This is a genomic window from Gloeocapsa sp. PCC 7428 (genome assembly GCF_000317555.1).
In the GTDB taxonomy this organism is placed as follows: domain Bacteria; phylum Cyanobacteriota; class Cyanobacteriia; order Cyanobacteriales; family Chroococcidiopsidaceae; genus Chroogloeocystis.
In genome coordinates this window covers 1,550,338-1,570,668 of record NC_019745.1, presented here as the reverse complement: position 1 = coordinate 1,570,668, position 20,331 = coordinate 1,550,338, and the positions used below count along the sequence as shown (strand labels likewise).

Here is a 20,331-nt window from a genome sequence, read left to right as displayed (position 1 = left end):
ATGAATAAACTTGAGTTATGAGTAAGAATTAATGGATTCAAGATTTTTAGCTCGAAGTGTCTTAACTTCCTGTAATATTCTTTCAGAAAACTTTGGTGAGAATAGCAGTAATAAGCCAATTTTTATTAGTAATACTTGTGTTTTTTTTGTTAACAATAGTGAAGGCTGTAAAACAATTGCTTGCCGAAGTTTTTGATATGCTTGTTTAGCTCCATTAGTACCGGAAATGTAATTCAAGCATAAGTGAGCTAAAAACTCATAGATATTGGCTAAACTCTGATTCTTCAGAAATTGTAATTCTGAAGACGCTAGGCGAAATCCACGTTCATGAACAATTAAAAGATGTTTTTCCATGACTTCAACTTTAGATGACATGGCAGTGGTAGATTGGCGATAAATAATTTGATACTTAGGTACGACAACAAAAGCACAGTGAGCGGCTAAACGTAGCCAATAATCCCAATCTTCGCAAGAGCGTAATGTTGGATCGAAGTATCCTACGGATGCGATCGCCTGTTTGCGTATCATTATATTAGAACCACTTGCAATAAAATTACTCAACAACAATTGAGGTAAAACATTGCCCTGAAAATGCAGTTGCTCTCCTTGATGAAAAGCTGTACCTTCTTCGTTTAAATACAGTGTCCAGCTATAAACTGCATCAGCATCTGGATGCTGTTGTAAAACAGCTAATTGCAACTCTAATTTATTAGGCGTCCATAAGTCATCAGCATCAATAAATGTAATAAATTCTCCTGTTGCATTGGCGATACCTCGATTTCGGGCTACAGGCAATCCACCGTTTTCATAGGACAACACTTTCATGCGCGGTTCGCGTAGGTGGGCTAGTAGCTCTAATGTAGAATCTGTTGAACCGTCGTTAATGACAATCAGTTCAAAATTAAAAAATGTTTGCTGTTGAACCGATTCAACAGTTTTTAGTATAGTTTTTTCGCCATTATAAACAGGAATAATAACGGATAGTTTAGGCATAATTTATACAGAGCAGTTTTTTATTCTAATTAACTATTTAAAAATTTAGTTTCAAATTGACGATTTCACAAATAATTCCTGCTTAAATAAATACCATTTATGCGTGATTTTGATTAGTTTTAAAGCTATAGTTTCTGTGGAGTTATAAATAAAATCTGGGAGCAGGAAAAGAAAATAGGCTGCTGCCCAAGTGAGGAGTGTTCGGCGTGGTTCCTCGAATAAAATACGCCAGTACGTAGCCACAGAATGATTAATTAGCTTTACTGCTATGGATGGCGATCGCAGGGTGATGGCTCTACGTGCCAAGTAACGCAACTGGTAGGCTTTAGCAGGCTTTTCCCATTGAGAAATTAACTCTGGGGCAAAAGTACGTATTTTTTCAATGGCTTGTTGCCAAGACTCAAACTGTTCTACCCAATTCGCTGACAACCCACACGAATTGATTCTATATAACGTTAAAGCTTCTGGAATCCCTTCAAATTGCCAGAAGGTTTGAACTGCAATACGTAGCCAACATTCAACATCCTCTGAACGCCGGCATTGAGGATCAAAATAACAACTTTCTACTAGATCGCCTTGCTGCTTAAAAAACTTAATTGCTTCAAACACTTGTTTTCGGATGACAGGTGCAGAACCATTTCCAATCGGGTTACGGCAAAGGATATATGATGGTGTAATTCCTTGTAGCTTCTTAGGAATTTGATAGACACCTAAATCCTGCCCTGCTTCATCTATAAAGACAGAACAGCTAAAGCTTACTCCAACAGAAGGAGAATTATCTAAATGGCTCACATGTTGTTCTAACTTTTCTGGCAACCATAAATCGTCTCCATCTAAAAAAGCTAGATATTCTCCTTGTGCATGATAAATACCAGTGTTTCTTGCTCCAGCTAAACCCCGATTTTTCTGATGAATAATTTTAATTCTGGAGTCTCTAAACTGTTGACAAATTTGTATACTCTGATCCGGAGATTCATCATCAATGATTAGAAGTTCAAAGTCTGTATAAGTTTGCGCTAGCACTGAAGACACTGTAGCAGCAATAAAATTTTCAACATTATAAACTGGAATAATAACTGATACTTTTGGCATAAAGCTTGCTGGTTTAATAATGTTTCTGTAAAACTAGGTCTATCGCGTACATAAAGATTGTTCTATATGGCACTACTTTTCTCTTGAAAAACAACTAATAATGTCTTCAAAATTAGCTTAATATCATAGAGAATACTCCACTTTTTTTGATAATCTAAATCTAGTTCTAATACGTCATTAAAATCACAGATTTCTGAACGCCCATTAGTTTGCCATTGACCAGTGATACCTGGTTTAACATTAAGACGCTGCCACATCTGCACAGTATATTGATCTACTTCATCACAGGTAGGAGGTCGAGTGCCTACCAAACTCATATCTCCTTTAAGAACATTCCAAAACTGAGGAATTTCATCTAAGCTTGTCCGCCTCAAAAAATTACCAACCCACGTAATCCTTGGATCACTTTTGCTTTTAAAAAAAGGACCTTTGACTTGATTTTCAACTTGCTTTTTCAAATCTTCAGCATTGACAACCATCGACCGGAATTTCCAGATGCGAAAACGTCTTCCTAGTAAACCACAGCGGGTTTGACTAAAAAAAATGGGACCAGGGCTATCAAGTTTGATCGCGATCGCAATAGGTATGAATAGAACTAATACTAGCCCCAAGCCAACTATTGCTCCTATGATATCTATTGCTCTTTTAAGCCTAGAATCAACTGACAGATGAACTTTTACTAGCGGATTTTTTATCTTTTTGCGCTCAATTAAGGAAATAGCATTACTTTCGGTATCAAAAAATATTGGTTGAATTCCAGCAGCAATTAACGCTGTCTTAATGTGCGAGTCAATACTCCAAATTATTACATTAGTATTTTGGTATTGAGCTTTCTGGAAAATTTGAATTAGTAAGCCTATACCACTACTATCAATAAAAGTGGTTTGACTACAATCAAGGATAATATGTTCTGGAGTTTGCAGCAAAAGGTGTTGAAAAACTTTTTCTAAATTGACAGCATAAGCCAAATTTAAGTTAACAGGTAGCTGAACTAAAGGAACCTTATTCAAAATTGATAAATGCACATCTTTACTTAATGGAGGTGTTTCTAAAACCATAGATATTTCCTTAAGTAGTTTAGTTTAATTCAATCTGAAAAACTCACTATTTGTTTGAGTAAAATATAGCTTTTTCATTATTTAAAACGGTCATGCAGACGCTCACAAATAGTTGTAGCTGAAATGAGTGTTACAGGAACTATTCGAGGTAAAGCTAAAAATCTTACTAAATCACCTGGGGACCAAGCAATAGGAACATCAAATTGAGCAAGAGCTTCTGCTAGCTCAATTTGATGATCGTCAATATGTTCTTTAAACTTTTGGCTTCGAGGCACTAAAATATATGGTTTAGCAGTAGCAGATAAGACAAGAATAGAGCCTTCTCCGCAATGTCCTATGATTATACGGGCTTGTTTAGTAAGTGCCTGAAACTGTTCTGGTGCTAGCAAAGGATAACTCTTAACTCCAGTAGGTACAGTAGTAGAACTACCATACTGAACTACAACTTCTTCAGATATAAACCCACGCTTAGTCATGACTTGAATCCATGACATTAAGCGGTTAAAAGGAAATTGCTCAGTACCAACGGTAACAAGAATCATAGTATTAGATATGAAAGGAGAAATTCATACTCAAGAACTTATTATTTCTGCTTTTGGATACCGTGCTTGCAATTGTGGCCAATGTACATATAAAGTATCTAGGAATGGTAAAGCTAATCTAGCGGATAAGCTTAACTGCTTTACTCGTGTAATAGACTCGATAAAAACTGTTTGACTACCTAACAGCTTTGCTAAAATTAAAAAAGGTACTGCTACTCCTGCACCTGTAGAAATAACTAAATGCGGTGTTTCCTGAGAAAGAACTTGCCAGGCTAAAAAAACATTGCGTACCAAATTTACTAGATTGCGATTTGTAGGACTCCACGCCCAATACACTGTTTCTGCATCTAGAGTTGTTTTGGTGGTTTCACTATAAAACGTCACCCAGATCCGCTGATGATTTCTCCAAAAAGGATATAAGCTTTGCATTGCCTGAAAATGTCCCCCAGTAGAGCAAACGAGTATAACTTTCATTGTTTGCTACCCAGCCAAAGTGCTTATGAAATAGGACTGAAATATAAAACTGAATTTATGGTGATGTTACGAGTGCAGTAGATTCACTACAGCTTGCTCAATAAACATAACTCAATTCGTTAGTTTTTATATGTTCTAGTAATAACAAATAATTGTCTATACAGAGAAGTTCAGAGGTTGCTTGTTTTTAGATTACTGAACTTAAGACGTACTTTAGTACACTGAAAGACAAACATAGATATATTTGTGAGATAACTGCTAGAAATTATTATGCTATTTAATTCAGTATTGTAAGCTCTCTTATTAAATTACAACTCGTTTCCCTGGTAGAGTATATATCAAACAGTTTATTTCTTTTTTATACAAGTATTAGTTGCTAACATTGCCTTGTCATTACTATCTGTAAATATGTGCAAAATCTTAATTTATACAACTCACTCAATAGAGCTTCTTATGAAAACAAAGTGAATATATAAATTTACTACTTTACACTATAACTAATACAGCATATATGCTAAGCAACAGCGATATAGTTATATAATGTAAAAAAAGTATGTTTATGTAGTAAGCTCTTTTCACATAATATATTCAATTGCCCAAAATCTTATAGATGTTATCGATGTTATTGCTGTCAGTTTTGATATCTATGCTAACTATATGAGTATCAAGTTTTTATCATTTCAAAGTAAAAAATATTAGAAGTTAATTAATCTTTATTAACTCTATGGAAAAGTTTTCTAGATAACATACTTAGAAATGCAGTACAGCTTAATGTAGTACTTATTAGCTTGCTTTGGAAACTATTTTGGTAAAAAATATATGTAAGTCTCAATACAACTATCTACATTTTCTAACTAGGATTCTTTAAGGAAGTAGATTTCTACTTAGTCAGTTTCTTCAGAACACGCGTGTATCTAGTTATCATACCCTAGCTTCGTGATGTAGATCACTGACATTAAGAGACGATTAACATAGTAGTAGTTTAGATGGTGGTGAGTGAGTTGAATGTAGTAATGGTAGGATTGCATAAATGTCTTCCTTCGAGTTGTTCTTTCCGCCTTGATTTGGATAGTAGTAGTAGCTCCGATAAAGCTTACCGATAACTTCAGCTAATCTGACGACGGAGATATTAACTTTTAGAAAATGGATTCTATAGCATTTCGTAGCTAAGTACCCTGCTTTATTTGTCTGCTAGATGCAAGAAGTTTGGCTGTAGTAAACCTATTTTCTACTCAATCTCTCAAAACCTATGAAACCACTACCTTTAAAATCAACTCAATTCTCACCTAATAATATCTTGATGATATGTTGTTATTTCATTTCAATAATTCAACTACTTCATTATTGGAATACATCTGTGAGTTAGGTATGAATTTATAGCCAATTAGTTATCTTTTACGGATAACTAATACCTATTAATAATCAAGCATTACTCTCTGGAATATGTTTGTAATCCTAGTAAAACTAAATAAGTAAGCATTTCTAATTGCGATCGCTGGCTCGTCGCTGCTATCTGATTGACTTGCTCAAGGGGTATCTGTTGTTGTAGTAATGCCAAAGACTGCTCTAACTCTTGAGCCAAAGTGCGGTTATTAATACGAGCATTTTCTCGTAATTGTTGACCAATGGGTGATAGAAGCAGAAAACTTAACAAACCAGATATAAATCCAGACCGAGAATTGCGTTCGCGCTGTGCTTGAATCTGGATAGCTCTTAGTAATTCTTCTGACATATAAAAGGTAGGGCGACTTGTTGCATCAGGATTGTGTCGTCCGTAACCATTAGTCATAGCTTTATCTTCTGAATATGGAGGATACATTGAGCTTCTTTTTTGTAAACACTTACTTTCTTATGTATCAATTTTATAAATATGGCTAGTCAATAAAGTTCTGGAAATCCACTTAATAAACTCTGATAATCAAGTACAAAACTTCTAAAGAACAAAATAAAATGAAGAGTTATGAGTAATTGCTTGATGATTTTGTAGCAATAAAACTGCTAAATTCTGGGAAATGCGAGTTTTTTTATGAATTTAAGCGAAATGACTTACTAATTGTTTCCAAAAGAACAGATTTGCTATATTCTTGTTTACTAAAGTATGATTTAATGCTTTGCAGCTTCCCGTAAAATATTGTCCTTCCGATAGCAGAGAAAATATTATTTCCTAACACCAAATAATCTAAATTTTCTTTAGCAACTTGATTTTATCGAACCGAAGAAAAAAATGTTTTTTTGGGAAAGGAATAAACTTTAGGCAGATAGAGGTAAAGATGAACTATTCGGAATCTGACTTAGATTTAGACAAAAAAGAAGAATTTAAAGCCGCAGACAATGCTGTTTATGCTGTAAAAGGTAGTTACTTAACAGATATTCAAAAAATTATTCTTAAAGGTGCGTGGCTAGGTTATACCTATGAAGAAATTGCTGACAAAGAAGGATACAGCGATAACTACTTGAAACGCGATGTTGGACCTAGATTATGGAAAATCCTCTCTGATGCTTTAGGGGAAAAAGTTAGTAAAAAGAATTTTCGCACTGCTCTGCAACGAAAACTAGAAGAAGCAAAATCGACACCACCTCAAACGAAAAAAATTACTGACACTCGCAGGGATTGGGGAGAAGCAGCTGATGTCGCAATCTTCTATGGTCGTACCCAAGAGATGGTTGTATTAGAGCAATGGATTGTCAGCGATCGCTGTCGTGTCGTCACTATTTTAGGCATGGCAGGTATTGGCAAAACAGCCTTATCGGTTAAATTAGCTCAGCAGATTCAAAACAATTTTGAGTATGTTATTTGGCGCTCTTTAGACCAAGTGCCGATTAAAGATATCTTGGCAGAACTCATTTACTTTCTTTCGCACAATACAGAAATTGATCTACCGGAAAATATTAGTTTGCGAACGCTACGCCTACTCGACTATCTACGCAAACATCGCTGTCTACTTATTCTAGATGGTTTGGATGCGATTCTACGTCATCGAGATCAGGAACAATTTCACCGAGAATACGAAGGCTACTCGCAGTTGATTCGGTGCATAGGCGAAACAGCGCATCAAAGTTGTTTATTGTTAACTAGCCGCGAGAAGCCAAGAGATTTTTATCTCAAAGAAGGCGAACAGCGCTTAAAAACCTTACAACTAAGTGGCTTAAATCTAGAAGAAGGACAGCAAATTTTTAAAGATAGCCAATTACATGGAACGAGGGAAAGCTATGCAAAAATTATGAATATTTATGGTGGTAATCCTCTATTATTAAAGATGGTTGCTCCTATTGTTCAAGATGTTTTTGATCGCGACATTACAGAATTCTTAAATTCAGGTAAAACAGTCTTTAGCAATATTAAAAATTTATTCGATCAAGATTTTGAGTGTCTCTCACAGATGGAGCAAGATATTATGTACTGGTTAGCAATTAACCGCGAACCAGTTTCATTGCGAGAATTGGCAGAAGATATTCTTCAAGAAGTACACCCGTTGGAATTAGCCGAGGCTTTAGAGTCGCTGCGACAACGCGCGCTGATTGAAAAAACGTCAGGACTGTTTACGCAACAACCCGCGATCGCCGAATACGTTACTGATCGTTTTATTAAGCAAATCTGTTTAGAGTTGAAGACACAACAATTCGTATTTTTCAAAAGTCATGCTTTAGTAAAAGCTTCTGCCAAAGAGTATATTAGAAATGCGCAAACACGCTACATTCTGCAACCGATAGTTAATCAGCTTTTTGCTGATATGGGAAGTCGCAAGAGTATTGCTCATCACCTCAGCAAAATTATCAAGAACTTGCAAGAGCGATCGCCATTGCAACCTGGTTATACCAGTGGTAATATTCTGAATCTCCTTCGCCATATGCAAGTTGACCTCGACGGCTATGACTTCTCACACCTAAAAATCTGGCAAGCGCGTCTTGATGTCGATTTACATCAGGTGAACTTGGCATCGTCAGATTTAGATAAGTCGGTCTTTTTGGCAAATTTTGGTAGTCTTCTGGCGATCGCATTTAGTTCTAATGGACAATTTTTGAGTGCGGTCAACACAAGTGGGGCAACATATATCTGGCATGTTCCGCAAATGAAGCTACGGCACCTCACTAAAGGATACAATTCTTGGTTGCGCGTCGCGACTTTGAGTCCAGATGGGCAAACGCTCGTTTGTACTAGCGATCGCACAGTCAAGTTAGGTGATGTCCATACTGGTCAATGCCTCAAATCTTTACACGGACATCGTCATCCCGTCTGCGCAGTCGCGGTAAGTTCGGATAGTCGAATGCTTGCGAGTGCAAGTTATGATGGCATCATCAAATTATGGTCTGCGGATACTGGCGAATCTATTACAACTTGGCGTGGAGGCGCAAGCTATATAACTTCCTTGGCTTTTAGTCCTAACAGTGAAATTCTCATTAGTGGTAGCAGCACTGGAACAATTGAGCTATGGTCTGTTAGCTCGCAAAGATGCCTCACATTATTACACCAGCATACCAGCGCGATCCAATCGGTGGCGTTTAGTCCCGACGGTCAAACGATCGCGAGTGGGAGTAGCGATCGCACCGTTAAACTTTACTCACTCAGCACCGGTGAATGTCTCAAAACCCTAGAAGACCATACTAGTGAAGTTCAATCAGTGGCGTTTAGTCCCGACGGTCACACTATCGCAAGTGGGAGTAGCGATCGCACCATTAAACTTTGGTCAATCAGCACTGGTGAATGTCGCGCAACACTCAAAGGACACACAGGGCAAATCCGCGCAGTTACGTTCAATCCCGATGGTCAAACACTTGCTAGTAGTAGTAATGAGCAAACAATCAAAATTTGGGAACTTAGTACTGGTGAATGTATCAGAACGCTACGCGCCTATGCAAATTGGGCTGTATCCCTTGCTTTTAGCGCTGATGGATTAATGGCGAGTGGTAACAATGATGCATCTGTGAGGCTGTGGAATCCTCAAGATGGCGAAATCCGAGTCATGCAAGGTCATACTAGCCGAGTACAATCGGTTGCTTTTAGCCCAGATTGTCAAACTTTAGCGAGTGCGAGTAACGACCATACACTAAAACTCTGGTCAGTAACCACAGGTGAATGCCTAATAACCTTGTACGGACATCAAAACCAAGTGCGATCAGCCGCGTTTCATCCCGATGGTTCGACAATTATTAGTGGTAGTGACGATTGCACTGTCAAGTTATGGGATGCCACAACCGGCGAATGCTTGAGTACAATGCAGCATCCCAGCCAGGTGCGTACAGTTGCGCTAAGTTCTGATGGTCAAGTCATCATCAGTGGTAGTAAAGACCGCACTATAAGACTTTGGCACGTTTCTACTCAACAGTGCTATCAAACCTTACGCGAACACACCGGTCATATTAAGGCAGTTGTCTTAAGTGCTGATGGTCAACGCTTAGCAAGCGGCAGTGATGATGGGATCGTAAAAGTTTGGGATGTTCATACAGGTCAATGTTTGCAGTCGTTCCAAGCAGATACCAGTACGATCTGGGCAATTGCGTTTAGTCCCGATGGTCACATATTAGCAACGAATGGCGATCATTTTAGTGTGAGGCTCTGGGATGTCAAAACTGGTGAATGTCTCAAGTCGTTACAAGGACACAAAAGTTGGGTGCGGGCGATCGCTTTTAGTTCTGATGGTTTAATCGCAAGTAGTAGCCAAGATGAAACAATCAAGCTTTGGCACATCACCACTGGAGAATGCCAGAAAACATTAAGAACTGCTAGACCTTACGAAGATATGAACATTACTGATATTGAAGGTTTAACCGATGCTCAAAAAGCAGCTTTAAAAGCGTTAGGAGCCGTCGAGCGATCGTAGCCAGCTATCCAATCAAACGGACAAACATATCAATAGCAATAAGGGTTTAGAACAACTAAACCCTTATTAAACGTTTTTGATTGATGAATGATGCTTAAGATAGGACATGAATATGACTAAGTAAGTGGGTAAAAATATAACGTATCTTCAAGGGTGGTAATTGGTAACTGGTCATTGGTCATTGGAAAACTACTTATTAAGAATCACCCATTACCGATTACCGATTACCGACCTCAACAAGTGTGATATTTAATTATGCCCACCTACTTAGTAACTTTTCTACTAACTATTAACTAATAGCAACAATACTGATAGTCTGTGATTCAATCAAAGATCTGCTTCTCAGCAAGCGATCGTCGCCCTCACCATAAATTCCTTTCCTAAGTTTAGGGTACGATATACACATCAATCCTATAACTCAAGTTTAAGATAGCGAGAAGCCCTCCAGAATTGGGGAGCCTTGGCAAAAGTTGAAACACGTAGCGCTGAGATGGCAGAGGTTGAGGAGCAAAAGCAGGTTTTTGGAGTTGATATTAGAGATATGTGTCCACAGTAGAAAATGAGTTGAAGGATAAGAATACACTGGTTAAACTTACCTTGCTTGCGATGATTGTAGTGAAGGTAGATAATTATCTACCCGTGAAAAAACTTTTTGTTTAATATATTTCATTAAACCCATTCTATAGGTAACTACATCTTCATCTGCTGCTTGTAATCTTTCTGCTACAAATTGCAGAACTCGCTTTGCTCGATTATCCCAAGTGAAGTTTTGTACTTCTTGAAAAGCACACTCAGCAATAGCATTAGCTAGCACAGGATTTTCAAATAATGCCAATATAGCTTCTTTAAAGGAAATAGGATTATCTGGCTCTGCTAAAAGAGCATTCTGTTTATCTCTTGCTACTGTCATTATTGTTGGTAAGGCTGAAGCTACAATTGGTCTTCGAGAAACCATGTAATCAAAAAGCTTAAGCGGACAAGTAGCTCCCGCTAAATTCCAGTACTTACTTGTAGGCAGAATTAGGACATCTGCTGCATATAAATAGGAAGCTAACTTCGTCTGATTGACGTGACCAACGAGTATTATATTGCTTAAACCAATCTTTTTGTAAGCCGCTTGTACTCTTTGAATATCATCAGCCCAACCGCCAACAAGTACAAATTTATACTCTGGTAGAAGACGGGCAGTTTTTAAAATTGTTGGAATCCCTTTATATTCATACAAATGTCCTGAGTACAGAACTATTTTATCTTCTTGGCAAATAGATAGTTTCTTTCGGGCTAGTTGTTTATCTTGATATGGTAGAAAATTCTTCAGATCAACTGCATTAGGTGCAACTAGTATTTTACTTCTTAGAAATCCATGCTGAATATAGTTTTCAGCTAACTGAGGTAAGGTCGTCACAATACCAAGCAATTTTTTATTATTTAAAAGTGCTTGATAAAAAGAAGTAGTTCCTTCGGGTATTGGTTCGTGCCATTCCCATAAAACAGGTACACCAATTTTTAACAAAAGCGCAGCGATAGTAGGAGTACGAGTATACACAACCGACGGAGACTTCAAACAAGCATATAAAATTGCTAGCTTATAGAAAATTTCATTTTCATAATTATAAGGAAATGGATACTTAATTTTGAAGTGCATTGGTAAGCGGACAAGCTTAAATTTATGATGCAACCCATACCATGTTTGAAAATCTGAATTCATTCCTTGAATAGCTGACGAAATATCTCCAGAAGTCACCAATTCAAAATCTTCAATATTTTCCGAAAAGGCTTGTGCCATTTTAGCTACTTGTATTGTATGAGCCATTTTTGATGGTAAATTACCTTTTGACAGATAAATCAAACTTGATAAACTTTTCATTCGCTTCATCTACAAAACAGTTAAAACTAACTTGAATATGTACTTAATATTCTATGAAAAATTGATTTTATGCAATTATAGAAAAGTTCAGTTGTATCCAACTAAGTTCTATTTAAAATAGTTGTGTTATCTACTATTCCTGAATAAACCCAACTTTTTATATATAGACAAATGTTGACTATAGTCAGAGGATAGAAGAAACCGAATAACACCTAAAGGAGTACTTTCACAATACACAAAGAATTTTATGCATTTCGGATACGTGTATTTTTTATTTAAGAGCATCGTAAGATGCAAAACTTGTAGTTGTAGAGAGGTGAGAAAATGTTGATATTTCAACCGAAAGATATCAAGCGAAAAATCGTAGGCGATCGCTTTCGAGCCTTGCCTGGAATGGTTAACTATCCCTTACGTCAATGGGTGTTTTCTTTTGCTACAACAAACCTTGGTTTACAGACAATTTCAAAAGAAAAAATACTAGAAAAAAGTAGTAAATACAACGTTATTAGGTTTGGTGTAGGAGAAACAATCGTAGCCAGAAAACCAGTTGAAGGTTCAGATATTTTACCAAAGCTAATGACGAATCACATTGGTAAATTTACATTACAAAAGCCATTTATATCTGAATTTACAGAAGCCACGCTTGTTGGCTCTACAGCTGTGGGCTTTAACAAAAATGGTCATGTTATTTCAGAAACAGTTTCTCCAAATCGCTTGAGTAAAACTTTACCCATCAATACTATACTTTCAAGAAAATTAATTCGTCACGAAATTCCTCAAATAGATACAGCTAGTTCTTTAGTCAATATTTACAACCGCAACTATTTTCACTGGATAGTAGATTGTTTACTTAGACTTGAAGGAATTGAATATTACCATGCACAAACAGGAAGAAAACCACTTTTAATTATTGATTCAAATCCTCCAGCTTGGAAGATAGAGTCCCTGAAACTTTTGGGGTACAAGCCTGAAGATTATATCTACTGGAATGGATTTGGTATTAACATTAAAAGACTAGTAGTATCCTCTTTCCGTAGAGAGAAAAGCCTTATATCACCAGTAGCATGTCACTGGCTACGTCAGCGCGTACTCAGCAATCTTCCTAAATCACAGGATAAAAAGTCTTACTCTTCAAGAATATATATATCACGCCCAAAAAGTGCAGGTCGTCAAGTTATTAACGAAGAGGAAGTTTTAAAGGCTTTAACTCCGCTCGGCTTTGTGTCATACACTTTAGAGAATATGAGCTTTACTGACCAGGTAGCCCTCTTTTCACAGGCAGAAATAGTAGTCGCTGCTCATGGTGCTGGTCTCACAAATATAGTATTTGCGCAGAAATTGATCGTTATCGAACTTTTCGGTTCAATGGTTGCTCCTTTTTATTTCTTATTAACGCAAGCATTAGGTTTTCAGTATGGATGTTTGCTATCAGAACCAGAGATAAACAATCAGTATAGTGAAAAGTTTAAAGGATTAGTAGTCAAGATTGATAAATTACAGCATCTGGTAGTTCAAATGATGAAAGAACATTCTAGGAAATAATAAAAAAACACTAAATAGTTACAACACATTTTGATAAAAAAATAAACTACTAATTTTCTACATATTAATTTATGCTAATCTTCAGCAGAATATAAAAATCTAGCTTTGAAAACAACGGGTACGTACTCATATTTAATTTGCTTTTATACATTGACAAAAATAAATTACTCAGTCTATTTATAAAATAGGAGAGCTAGAATGGCAACGCATATTACTCAAAAAAAATTAGAAGATACAACTAGCGGATTACATTCATCAAACAAATATTCTTACGATTCAAATTTGAGGCTAATAGATGAAGTATTAGTTTGCCCACTTGACAAAGGTGAACTCATACCACAGCCTCAAGGATTAATTTGTAAAGTTTGCAACACAAAATATTATCAAGCTGAAGTTGATTCAAAGTCTAATAATCTAGATTTTCGTTGTCTTAGTCATAAATCTCAAGTTAGCATTGAGTTTCAGATACCACAACCTTTTTTGAGCGAACAACAAATCAAAAACCTTGGTTATGCAACAAGAGTAGAATACAAATGCATATCGCGTGAGGAGATTAGAGATAAATATCAAACAAAATTGCAGAAAGAGATATTATATTACATTGCTCAAATTAGAAGTGAATTGGGGTCAAATATAAAAGCTTTAGATCTTGGATGTGGCTCTGGTGGTAATAGAAGTTATCTTAACTCTGTAGGAATTGAAAATGTAATCTCAGTAGATTACTCATCGCCTGAAGCAGATATTTTAGTTGATGCACACCGTCTTCCTTTTAAAGATTCTAGTTTTGATTTCATTTTGACGACAGCCACTATAGAGCATTTTTATAATCCATTTATTGCTTTTGCTGAAATTAGCCGCGTTTTAAAGCCTGGTGGGGCTTTAATTGCTTCAGGTAGTTTTTGGGAGAGTTGGCACGATCAGTCTTGTTTTCACTTTACCCCAAATGGGTTTTTCATACTCTGCAACTCAGCAGGACTTACACTAGAAGATTTATGGTCTGGCTGGGGATTTATCCCAAGTATATCTTCGCATGCTCTAGATTTAAGAAAGTTTAAAAAATATACTTATAAGCTACAAGATTTATTTGATGCATTCCTACGCCTACGTTGGGGTAATGACTTTGCTTTCAAACACCGTTTAAAAACTAGTGGTTCATTTGGTATTTATGCAAGAAAGAATTATTACTCTGTATAAGTCAAAATATCAAAGTTTTAAACAAAATATTTGAGTCACTGATTAACGATAGTTATCAAAAAAAGTTTGGCTCGATTATTCGGAGAGAATTTTGAAAATAATCTACATTTCAGAAGGCAACTTACCCTCGCAAGAAGCAAACTCTATACAAGTTGCCAAAATGGCTCAAGCTTTTGCTCAAAAGGTTGAAGACTTTGAACTCATTACCTTAGGTGATTTATGGTCACTTGTGCAAAACAATAGGTTTGATTTTCAGAATTGGTACGGATTAACAAAAGAATATAAAATTACGCAACTACCTTTACTTTGTAGAAATAGTTATCCATTTCCCCGAAAATATCGCAACAAGTTTCGCAGTCAGCATTTCTCGCGTTGGGCAGCATTCTATGCTGCCATGAAATCTCCTGATTTAGTTTATACTAGGTCAAAGCAAGCAGCAAAAATTGCACTAAGTTTAGGCTTGAATATTTTATACGAATGGCATTTACCTGTAAAAGATGGCTTTTTCCCAAAACAAACCTTGACGAAACGCAATTTTCTAGGACTTGTGACGATCTCTCAACAATTAGCAAGCGAATATGTTACAGCAGGGCTTCCTCTGGAAAAAGTAATAGTTGAGCATGATGGTGTTGATTTAACACATTTTCTTCCTTATCAATTAAAAGAAGAAGCTCGGCAAAAATTACAACTTTCTTTAAGTATACCAATAGTAGTCTATGCAGGTCATTTGTATGACTTTAAAGGAATACCAACGATTTATCAGGTTGCGCAGTTGATGCCAAACTGTTTATTTCTATTATTAGGAGGCTGGCAACATGATATTGAACAAGCCCGAAAAGTATGTCAACGCGATCGCCTTTTTAATGTAAAAATTATTGGACACGTACCTCAAACTCAACTCCCGACTTATCTATATGCCAGTGATGTTTTGATCCTGCCAAATAGTGGCAAGCATGTTTGGTCAGCGACAACTTCACCACTCAAGTTGTTTGAATATATGGCAACACATAGACCTATCGTTGCTTCTGCCCTACCAAATATTACTACTGTTCTACAACATAAGAAAAATGCCCTCTTAGCTGAACCCGATTGTCCTCAATCATTTAAGCAAGCTGTAGAAGAATTACTTATTAATCCCCAAATGGGTAAATCCCTTGCAGAACAAGCCTTCCAAGATGTTCAATACTATACCTGGGAACAGCGTGCTGAACGTATTCTTCAGTTTTTCACAAAGAAACTACAGGAAAATCATTACTCTACCCAGCCGAATTTTTATCCTTAAGTTTTGAGGAAGCTAGCTTTTAAATCTGGTCAATGTAAATTAAAACAAAATTAAGGAATTAATATATGCTTCAAAAGATATCGACAAATTCTCATAGTTATGCTAACAACATTTCCAAGAAGATATCTCGGAAAGGCATTTACAGCTTTTTAGAAAATGAGTTCGATCAAATTCAAGCAAAAGAAAAAGTTTTGAATATTGGTGCAGGAGGAGATATAGGTTTTTTATTAAAAAAATATGCTCAGAAAAAGGATTTTCAAATAGTTTCTTTTGATATCGACGAGCGAACTAAACCCGATATTGTAGGAGATATATGTACTCACAATTTTAATTGTAAGGATTTTTTTGATTTTATTGTTATTTGTGAAGTTCTTGAACATGTTAGTGCACCTCACTTAGCTATTGAACAAATTCACACTTTATTAAAACAAAATGGTAAATTAATTTTGACAGTTCCTTTTATTTTTCCTATTCATTGTCGTCCTTACGATTATTACAGATTCACAAAGTATGGTTTAAAAATATTATTAAAGGACTTTAGAGATTTAAATATTATTGAAAGAAATTCATGGGCAGATGCTATTTATGTATTAATTATAAGATTAGTTAAAGAGAAGAAAAAACTTACTAAAATAATTGCACCATTTTTAATTATTTCTTCTTATGTTTTTATTCCTTTTAATTTGTTGTTATCCAAACTTATTCCTTCAGACTTTATAACAACAGGCTACTTGGTAACTGCTAAAAAATAATTAAGATAAACCATTTATGAACATAAATAATTTAATTAATTGTCCTTTCTTTATTGTTTTTGAACCAAGATCCGGCTCTACTTTGCTGGCAAATTTGCTAGTTAAATTTGCGGACATAGCTTTGCCCCCAGAAAGTAATTTCATTAAAGTTATTTTAACAAACTATTCTAAGGAGCTAATAGAAAACGAGCAAGATTTACACACAATAATCAATGTTTTATATAAAGATGCAAAGTTTAATGATTGGCAAATTCATGCCGAGGAAATAATTCAATTTGTTCAACCAAGTTTACCAGTTAGTGTAGAAGATTTTATTTTATCTATATGTACAGTTTACAAAGAAAAGAACTTTCCAAAAGCAAAACTATTTGGATTAAAGCATATTTACTATTTATCAGAATTTGAGAAAATGAAATCAATGTTTCCAAATTCTAAATTTATTGGAATTATCCGAGATGGAAGAGGAGTTTTTAACTCGCAAAAAAATAGCATATACTCAGTTACTGGCAAACCATTTGAAACAGATCCTTATAAAGGAGCAAAACGCTGGTGTACAACTATAAGTTTACTAAAACAACTTAGCAATAAATATCCAAAAGATACAACCACCATATACTATGAAGAATTAGTTAATTGTCCAGAGGAAACTGTTAAATTGCTATGTGTTTTTTTAGGTGTTATTTATCAAGGCAATCTAGAGGTAAGCCAAAAATATGTAGTTCCTGAACGATATGGCAATTTACATAGCAATATTGATAAAGAAGCAATAACTGATCGCATAGATGGATGGAAAAAATCTTTGTCAAAGAGCGAAATTTATACGTTTGAATCTGTTGCTTATAAATATTTAATTTCAGCGGGGTATAAATTAATAAACAATTATTTTCTTCTTAAAATGAAGCGCATTAAAGAAGTTTGTCAACGCTCATTTAAATACATATTAAACACGTAAATTGCAAATCTGATTCATTGCATTCAATTTTGATATCTTAGTAGAGTAATCTCATAATCTACATTCCAACGCACTCATCGCCATGATTGTGTAGATATTCTGCTATTCTTTAGCCTATGGGCAAGTATCGCTACATTCTCTTTAATAAGCCATATGGTGTTTTAAGCCAATTTACTGATAGCAGTAACGAAGCAAGAAGTACACTGAAGGACTATATTGCGGTTCCTGCGGTGTATCCTGTTGGGCGTTTAGACTGGGACAGCGAGGGGTTGATGCTATTAACGAACCACGGACAGCTACAGCATCGTCTCTCACATCCACGATTTGAGCATCCCCGCACGTATTGGGTACAAGTTGAAAGAATTCCTGATGCTGTGGCGTTGGCTCAATTACAGCAAGGCGTTATCATTGACAATTACCAGACGCGACCAGCAATTGTGCGTTTATTCGATACTGAACCAGCAATTGCACCACGATCGCATCCGATTCGCTTTCGCAAAAATGTTCCCACCGCTTGGTTAGAAATCACACTCACCGAAGGTAAAAACCGTCAAGTACGTAGAATGACGGCGAAAGTAGGGTTTCCGACTTTAAGATTAGTGCGAGTCGCGATCGCAGATCTCAAACTTGGCGATCTACAACCAGGACAATGGCGCAATTTAACACCACCAGAACAACAATCACTCCTAAAACTCTTATCGCCGCGATCGCAGCGCTGAATTTAGGGAATAATTAGTCAGTCACAATAAAGCAATTAAGTGCATCAGTCCTGAGTAATTGTGGGCATGAGGAATAAATTGTGGCAAGTTGGATTTGTAGCCGATTACAAAAGTGCTATTGTGCTTCAAAGTTTATAATATGCTAATTTGCCCCCAGTGCCAGTTTGAGAATCCCAACAACAACAAATTCTGCCAACAGTGCGGTACTTCGCTAACGCATAAATTTTGTGCAGAGTGCGGTAGTACTGTGGCATTAAATCAAGAACGGTGCCAAAAGTGTAACGCGCTTACTGGAAAGATCTACTTCGCGATCGCACAACAATTGCAGCCGCCGTTGACAACTGCTACCGTTACCGAGACAACAGTCCAAACCGCAGTGACAATTGTAGACAAAACTGCTGATTCAGACTTCGCACCACAACAATTAACCGTTGGGGCATTTTTAGATCAACAACAGCGCTATCAAATTCTTGATATACAGCCCGCAAGCGAATCAGTCAATGACACCGAAGTTTGCTTGCGCGTCCTCGATTGTCAACCATTGCAAGTATCACCCCTCCTCGCGGGTGCAGCCACCGTCACAGAAATTCCGGCGATCGCGCAAACTTATCTAACACTTCAAGCGCAGCTGCATCAAACATTACCTGCGATTCACGATGCGTGGCAAAGTGACGGCGGACAAATTGTGTTGATTGAGGATCGTTCTGATTGGCAACCGATGATCGCATTGTGGCAAGAGGACAATACTTCTTTGCTACAAATTCTGCACTGGTTGCACGAGATGCTGCAACTTTGGGTAGCACTCGAACCTTGTCAATGTCGGCAAAGCTTGTTAAAACTCAATAATTTGCGCGTCGATGAAGACGGTGTTTTGGCACTACAACGCTTGTATGCTGAGGAAGCTGAGGTTACTTTACAAGATTTAGGACAGATTTGGTTTGAGTTATTTCAAGCATCGCAACAAACTCAGTTTAGCGCGATAGTTGAACTTCTCAACGAGTTACAAAGCGGAGAACTTCAAGCAATTGATACGTTGCGATCGCGTCTAGAAGCAATCGCCGCAGAACTTCAAGATCAAAGCGAATCGACAAACATTGTTCAAGACTCGCTAGTAGAAATCGAAGACACTCAAATTTCTGCCGAGAATATGCCAACAGTATTGTTACCCATGACATTATCTAGCCTCGAAGACGCAGGCAGTACGGATGTCGGTCGCCAACGCGAACACAATGAGGATTTTTTTGGGATTGCAACAACAATTAACAAACAAAACACTCCAAGCGATCGCCAACTCCAAGCGCGTGGGTTATATATTCTTTGTGATGGTATGGGCGGACACGCTGGCGGTGAAGTTGCTAGCAAACTCGCGGTACACGCAATCAAAGAGTATTTTGAAACGCACTGGGAACCTGACAAGCTACCGGAGGAAACCACAATCCGCGAAGCGGTGCGATTAGCCAATCAAGCAATTTACGAACTCAATCAACAGGAAGCGCGTTCCGGCGTAGGACGCATGGGGACAACTCTAGTCATGGCTTTGATCCAAAATACCAAAGTTGCCGTCGCTCATGTCGGTGATAGTCGCCTCTATCGTTTATCGCGTCAGCGCGAACTTGAACAAATCACGACAGATCATGAAGTCGGACAACGCGAAATCTTACGCGGAGTAGAACCTGAGATTGCGTATGGACGTCCAGATGCTTACCAACTGACGCAAGCTTTAGGACCACGCGAAGCGAGTTATGTTAATCCTGATGTTCAGTTTCTCGAACTTCACGAAGATACCTTACTGATCCTTACCTCGGATGGTCTTTCGGATAATAATTTGTTAGAACATCACTGGCATACGCACTTAGAACCATTACTCAGGTCAGAAGCAAGTTTAGAGCAAGGGCTTGCTAATTTAGTCGATTTAGCAAATCATTGCAATGGTCACGACAATATCACCGCGATTCTCATCCGCGCAAAAGTTCATCCAACAAGTGATGATTCGGAACCTACAATGCCTTTGGCATGATGCTCGTGACGATAATTTAATCTACTCA

The 20,331-nt window shown here is 37.0% G+C and carries 15 protein-coding genes; 8 read left to right on the top strand and 7 right to left on the bottom strand.

Features of this window, described 5'->3' with window-relative positions:
• Positions 1-15: 15 nt before the first annotated feature.
• From GLO7428_RS06990 to GLO7428_RS06965, 6 genes are all read right to left on the bottom strand, one after another.
• Positions 16-993 (bottom strand): glycosyltransferase family A protein, encoded by a 978-nt coding sequence (locus tag GLO7428_RS06990; RefSeq protein ID WP_015187863.1) that lies wholly within the window; start codon positions 991-993, stop codon positions 16-18.
• 51 nt (positions 994-1,044) lie between these two features.
• Entirely contained in the window at positions 1,045-2,085 is a 1,041-nt protein-coding gene (locus tag GLO7428_RS06985; RefSeq protein ID WP_015187862.1) for a glycosyltransferase family 2 protein, read from the bottom strand.
• Positions 2,086-2,147: 62 nt separating this feature from the next.
• Positions 2,148-3,143, bottom strand: coding sequence for a sugar transferase (locus GLO7428_RS06980; RefSeq protein ID WP_015187861.1), 996 nt, complete (start codon positions 3,141-3,143; stop codon positions 2,148-2,150).
• A gap of 77 nt (positions 3,144-3,220) precedes the next feature.
• The gene (locus tag GLO7428_RS06975; RefSeq protein WP_015187860.1) at positions 3,221-3,685 is read right to left on the bottom strand and encodes a glycosyltransferase; all 465 of its coding nucleotides are present in this window, start codon (positions 3,683-3,685) and stop codon (positions 3,221-3,223) included.
• A 30-nt stretch (positions 3,686-3,715) separates the two neighbouring features.
• The gene (gene pssD / locus GLO7428_RS06970) at positions 3,716-4,159 is read right to left on the bottom strand and encodes a PssD/Cps14F family polysaccharide biosynthesis glycosyltransferase (RefSeq protein WP_015187859.1); all 444 of its coding nucleotides are present in this window, start codon (positions 4,157-4,159) and stop codon (positions 3,716-3,718) included.
• A 1,429-nt stretch (positions 4,160-5,588) separates the two neighbouring features.
• Positions 5,589-5,948 carry a hypothetical protein gene (locus GLO7428_RS06965; protein WP_196797470.1) on the bottom strand — a complete coding sequence of 120 codons (360 nt, stop codon included), beginning with the start codon at positions 5,946-5,948 and terminating at the stop codon, positions 5,589-5,591.
• A gap of 481 nt (positions 5,949-6,429) precedes the next feature.
• On the opposite strand from GLO7428_RS06965, the gene GLO7428_RS06960 reads away from it, so the two are divergent.
• Positions 6,430-9,978, top strand: coding sequence for an NB-ARC domain-containing protein (locus GLO7428_RS06960; protein ID WP_015187857.1), 3,549 nt, complete (start codon positions 6,430-6,432; stop codon positions 9,976-9,978).
• A gap of 592 nt (positions 9,979-10,570) precedes the next feature.
• Here GLO7428_RS06960 and GLO7428_RS06955 read toward each other — a convergent pair.
• The gene (locus GLO7428_RS06955; RefSeq protein WP_051038405.1) at positions 10,571-11,845 is read right to left on the bottom strand and encodes a glycosyltransferase; all 1,275 of its coding nucleotides are present in this window, start codon (positions 11,843-11,845) and stop codon (positions 10,571-10,573) included.
• Positions 11,846-12,169: 324 nt separating this feature from the next.
• On the opposite strand from GLO7428_RS06955, the gene GLO7428_RS06950 reads away from it, so the two are divergent.
• The 7 genes from GLO7428_RS06950 to GLO7428_RS06920 all read left to right on the top strand — a co-directional run bounded on the left by GLO7428_RS06950 (position 12,170) and on the right by GLO7428_RS06920 (position 20,303).
• Positions 12,170-13,387, top strand: a complete 1,218-nt coding sequence (locus tag GLO7428_RS06950) for a DUF563 domain-containing protein (protein ID WP_015187855.1) — start codon at positions 12,170-12,172, stop codon at positions 13,385-13,387.
• A 198-nt stretch (positions 13,388-13,585) separates the two neighbouring features.
• On the top strand, positions 13,586-14,581 hold the full coding sequence (locus tag GLO7428_RS25925) for a class I SAM-dependent methyltransferase (protein WP_015187854.1): 996 nt from the start codon (positions 13,586-13,588) through the stop codon (positions 14,579-14,581).
• A 91-nt stretch (positions 14,582-14,672) separates the two neighbouring features.
• Positions 14,673-15,863 carry a glycosyltransferase gene (locus GLO7428_RS06940; RefSeq protein ID WP_015187853.1) on the top strand — a complete coding sequence of 397 codons (1,191 nt, stop codon included), beginning with the start codon at positions 14,673-14,675 and terminating at the stop codon, positions 15,861-15,863.
• A 65-nt stretch (positions 15,864-15,928) separates the two neighbouring features.
• The gene (locus GLO7428_RS25920) at positions 15,929-16,615 is read left to right on the top strand and encodes a bifunctional 2-polyprenyl-6-hydroxyphenol methylase/3-demethylubiquinol 3-O-methyltransferase UbiG (RefSeq protein ID WP_015187852.1); all 687 of its coding nucleotides are present in this window, start codon (positions 15,929-15,931) and stop codon (positions 16,613-16,615) included.
• Between the two features lie 16 nt (positions 16,616-16,631).
• Positions 16,632-17,567: a sulfotransferase gene (locus tag GLO7428_RS06930; RefSeq protein ID WP_015187851.1), complete on the top strand. Its 936-nt coding sequence runs from the start codon at positions 16,632-16,634 to the stop codon at positions 17,565-17,567.
• Between the two features lie 116 nt (positions 17,568-17,683).
• Positions 17,684-18,286 (top strand): pseudouridine synthase, encoded by a 603-nt coding sequence (locus GLO7428_RS06925; protein ID WP_015187850.1) that lies wholly within the window; start codon positions 17,684-17,686, stop codon positions 18,284-18,286.
• A gap of 139 nt (positions 18,287-18,425) precedes the next feature.
• A complete protein-coding gene (locus GLO7428_RS06920) occupies positions 18,426-20,303 on the top strand; it encodes a serine/threonine phosphatase (protein ID WP_015187849.1) in 1,878 nt (625 codons plus the stop codon).
• Positions 20,304-20,331: the final 28 nt, after the last annotated feature.

What these genes read in the sequence shown, in the direction of transcription:
- pssD (WP_015187859.1), bottom strand. Translation starts at nt 4,159, where the DNA reads ATGAAAGTTATACTCGTTTGCTCTACTGGGGGACATTTTCAGGCAATG.
- GLO7428_RS25925 (WP_015187854.1), top strand. Translation starts at nt 13,586, where the DNA reads ATGGCAACGCATATTACTCAAAAAAAATTAGAAGATACAACTAGCGGA.
- GLO7428_RS06955 (WP_051038405.1), bottom strand. Translation starts at nt 11,845, where the DNA reads ATGAAAAGTTTATCAAGTTTGATTTATCTGTCAAAAGGTAATTTACCA.
- GLO7428_RS06920 (WP_015187849.1), top strand. Translation starts at nt 18,426, where the DNA reads ATGCTAATTTGCCCCCAGTGCCAGTTTGAGAATCCCAACAACAACAAA.
- GLO7428_RS06975 (WP_015187860.1), bottom strand. Translation starts at nt 3,685, where the DNA reads ATGATTCTTGTTACCGTTGGTACTGAGCAATTTCCTTTTAACCGCTTA.
- GLO7428_RS06925 (WP_015187850.1), top strand. Translation starts at nt 17,684, where the DNA reads ATGGGCAAGTATCGCTACATTCTCTTTAATAAGCCATATGGTGTTTTA.
- GLO7428_RS06990 (WP_015187863.1), bottom strand. Translation starts at nt 993, where the DNA reads ATGCCTAAACTATCCGTTATTATTCCTGTTTATAATGGCGAAAAAACT.
- GLO7428_RS25920 (WP_015187852.1), top strand. Translation starts at nt 15,929, where the DNA reads ATGCTTCAAAAGATATCGACAAATTCTCATAGTTATGCTAACAACATT.
- GLO7428_RS06950 (WP_015187855.1), top strand. Translation starts at nt 12,170, where the DNA reads ATGTTGATATTTCAACCGAAAGATATCAAGCGAAAAATCGTAGGCGAT.
- GLO7428_RS06960 (WP_015187857.1), top strand. Translation starts at nt 6,430, where the DNA reads ATGAACTATTCGGAATCTGACTTAGATTTAGACAAAAAAGAAGAATTT.
- GLO7428_RS06985 (WP_015187862.1), bottom strand. Translation starts at nt 2,085, where the DNA reads ATGCCAAAAGTATCAGTTATTATTCCAGTTTATAATGTTGAAAATTTT.
- GLO7428_RS06930 (WP_015187851.1), top strand. Translation starts at nt 16,632, where the DNA reads ATGAACATAAATAATTTAATTAATTGTCCTTTCTTTATTGTTTTTGAA.
- GLO7428_RS06965 (WP_196797470.1), bottom strand. Translation starts at nt 5,948, where the DNA reads ATGACTAATGGTTACGGACGACACAATCCTGATGCAACAAGTCGCCCT.
- GLO7428_RS06980 (WP_015187861.1), bottom strand. Translation starts at nt 3,143, where the DNA reads ATGGTTTTAGAAACACCTCCATTAAGTAAAGATGTGCATTTATCAATT.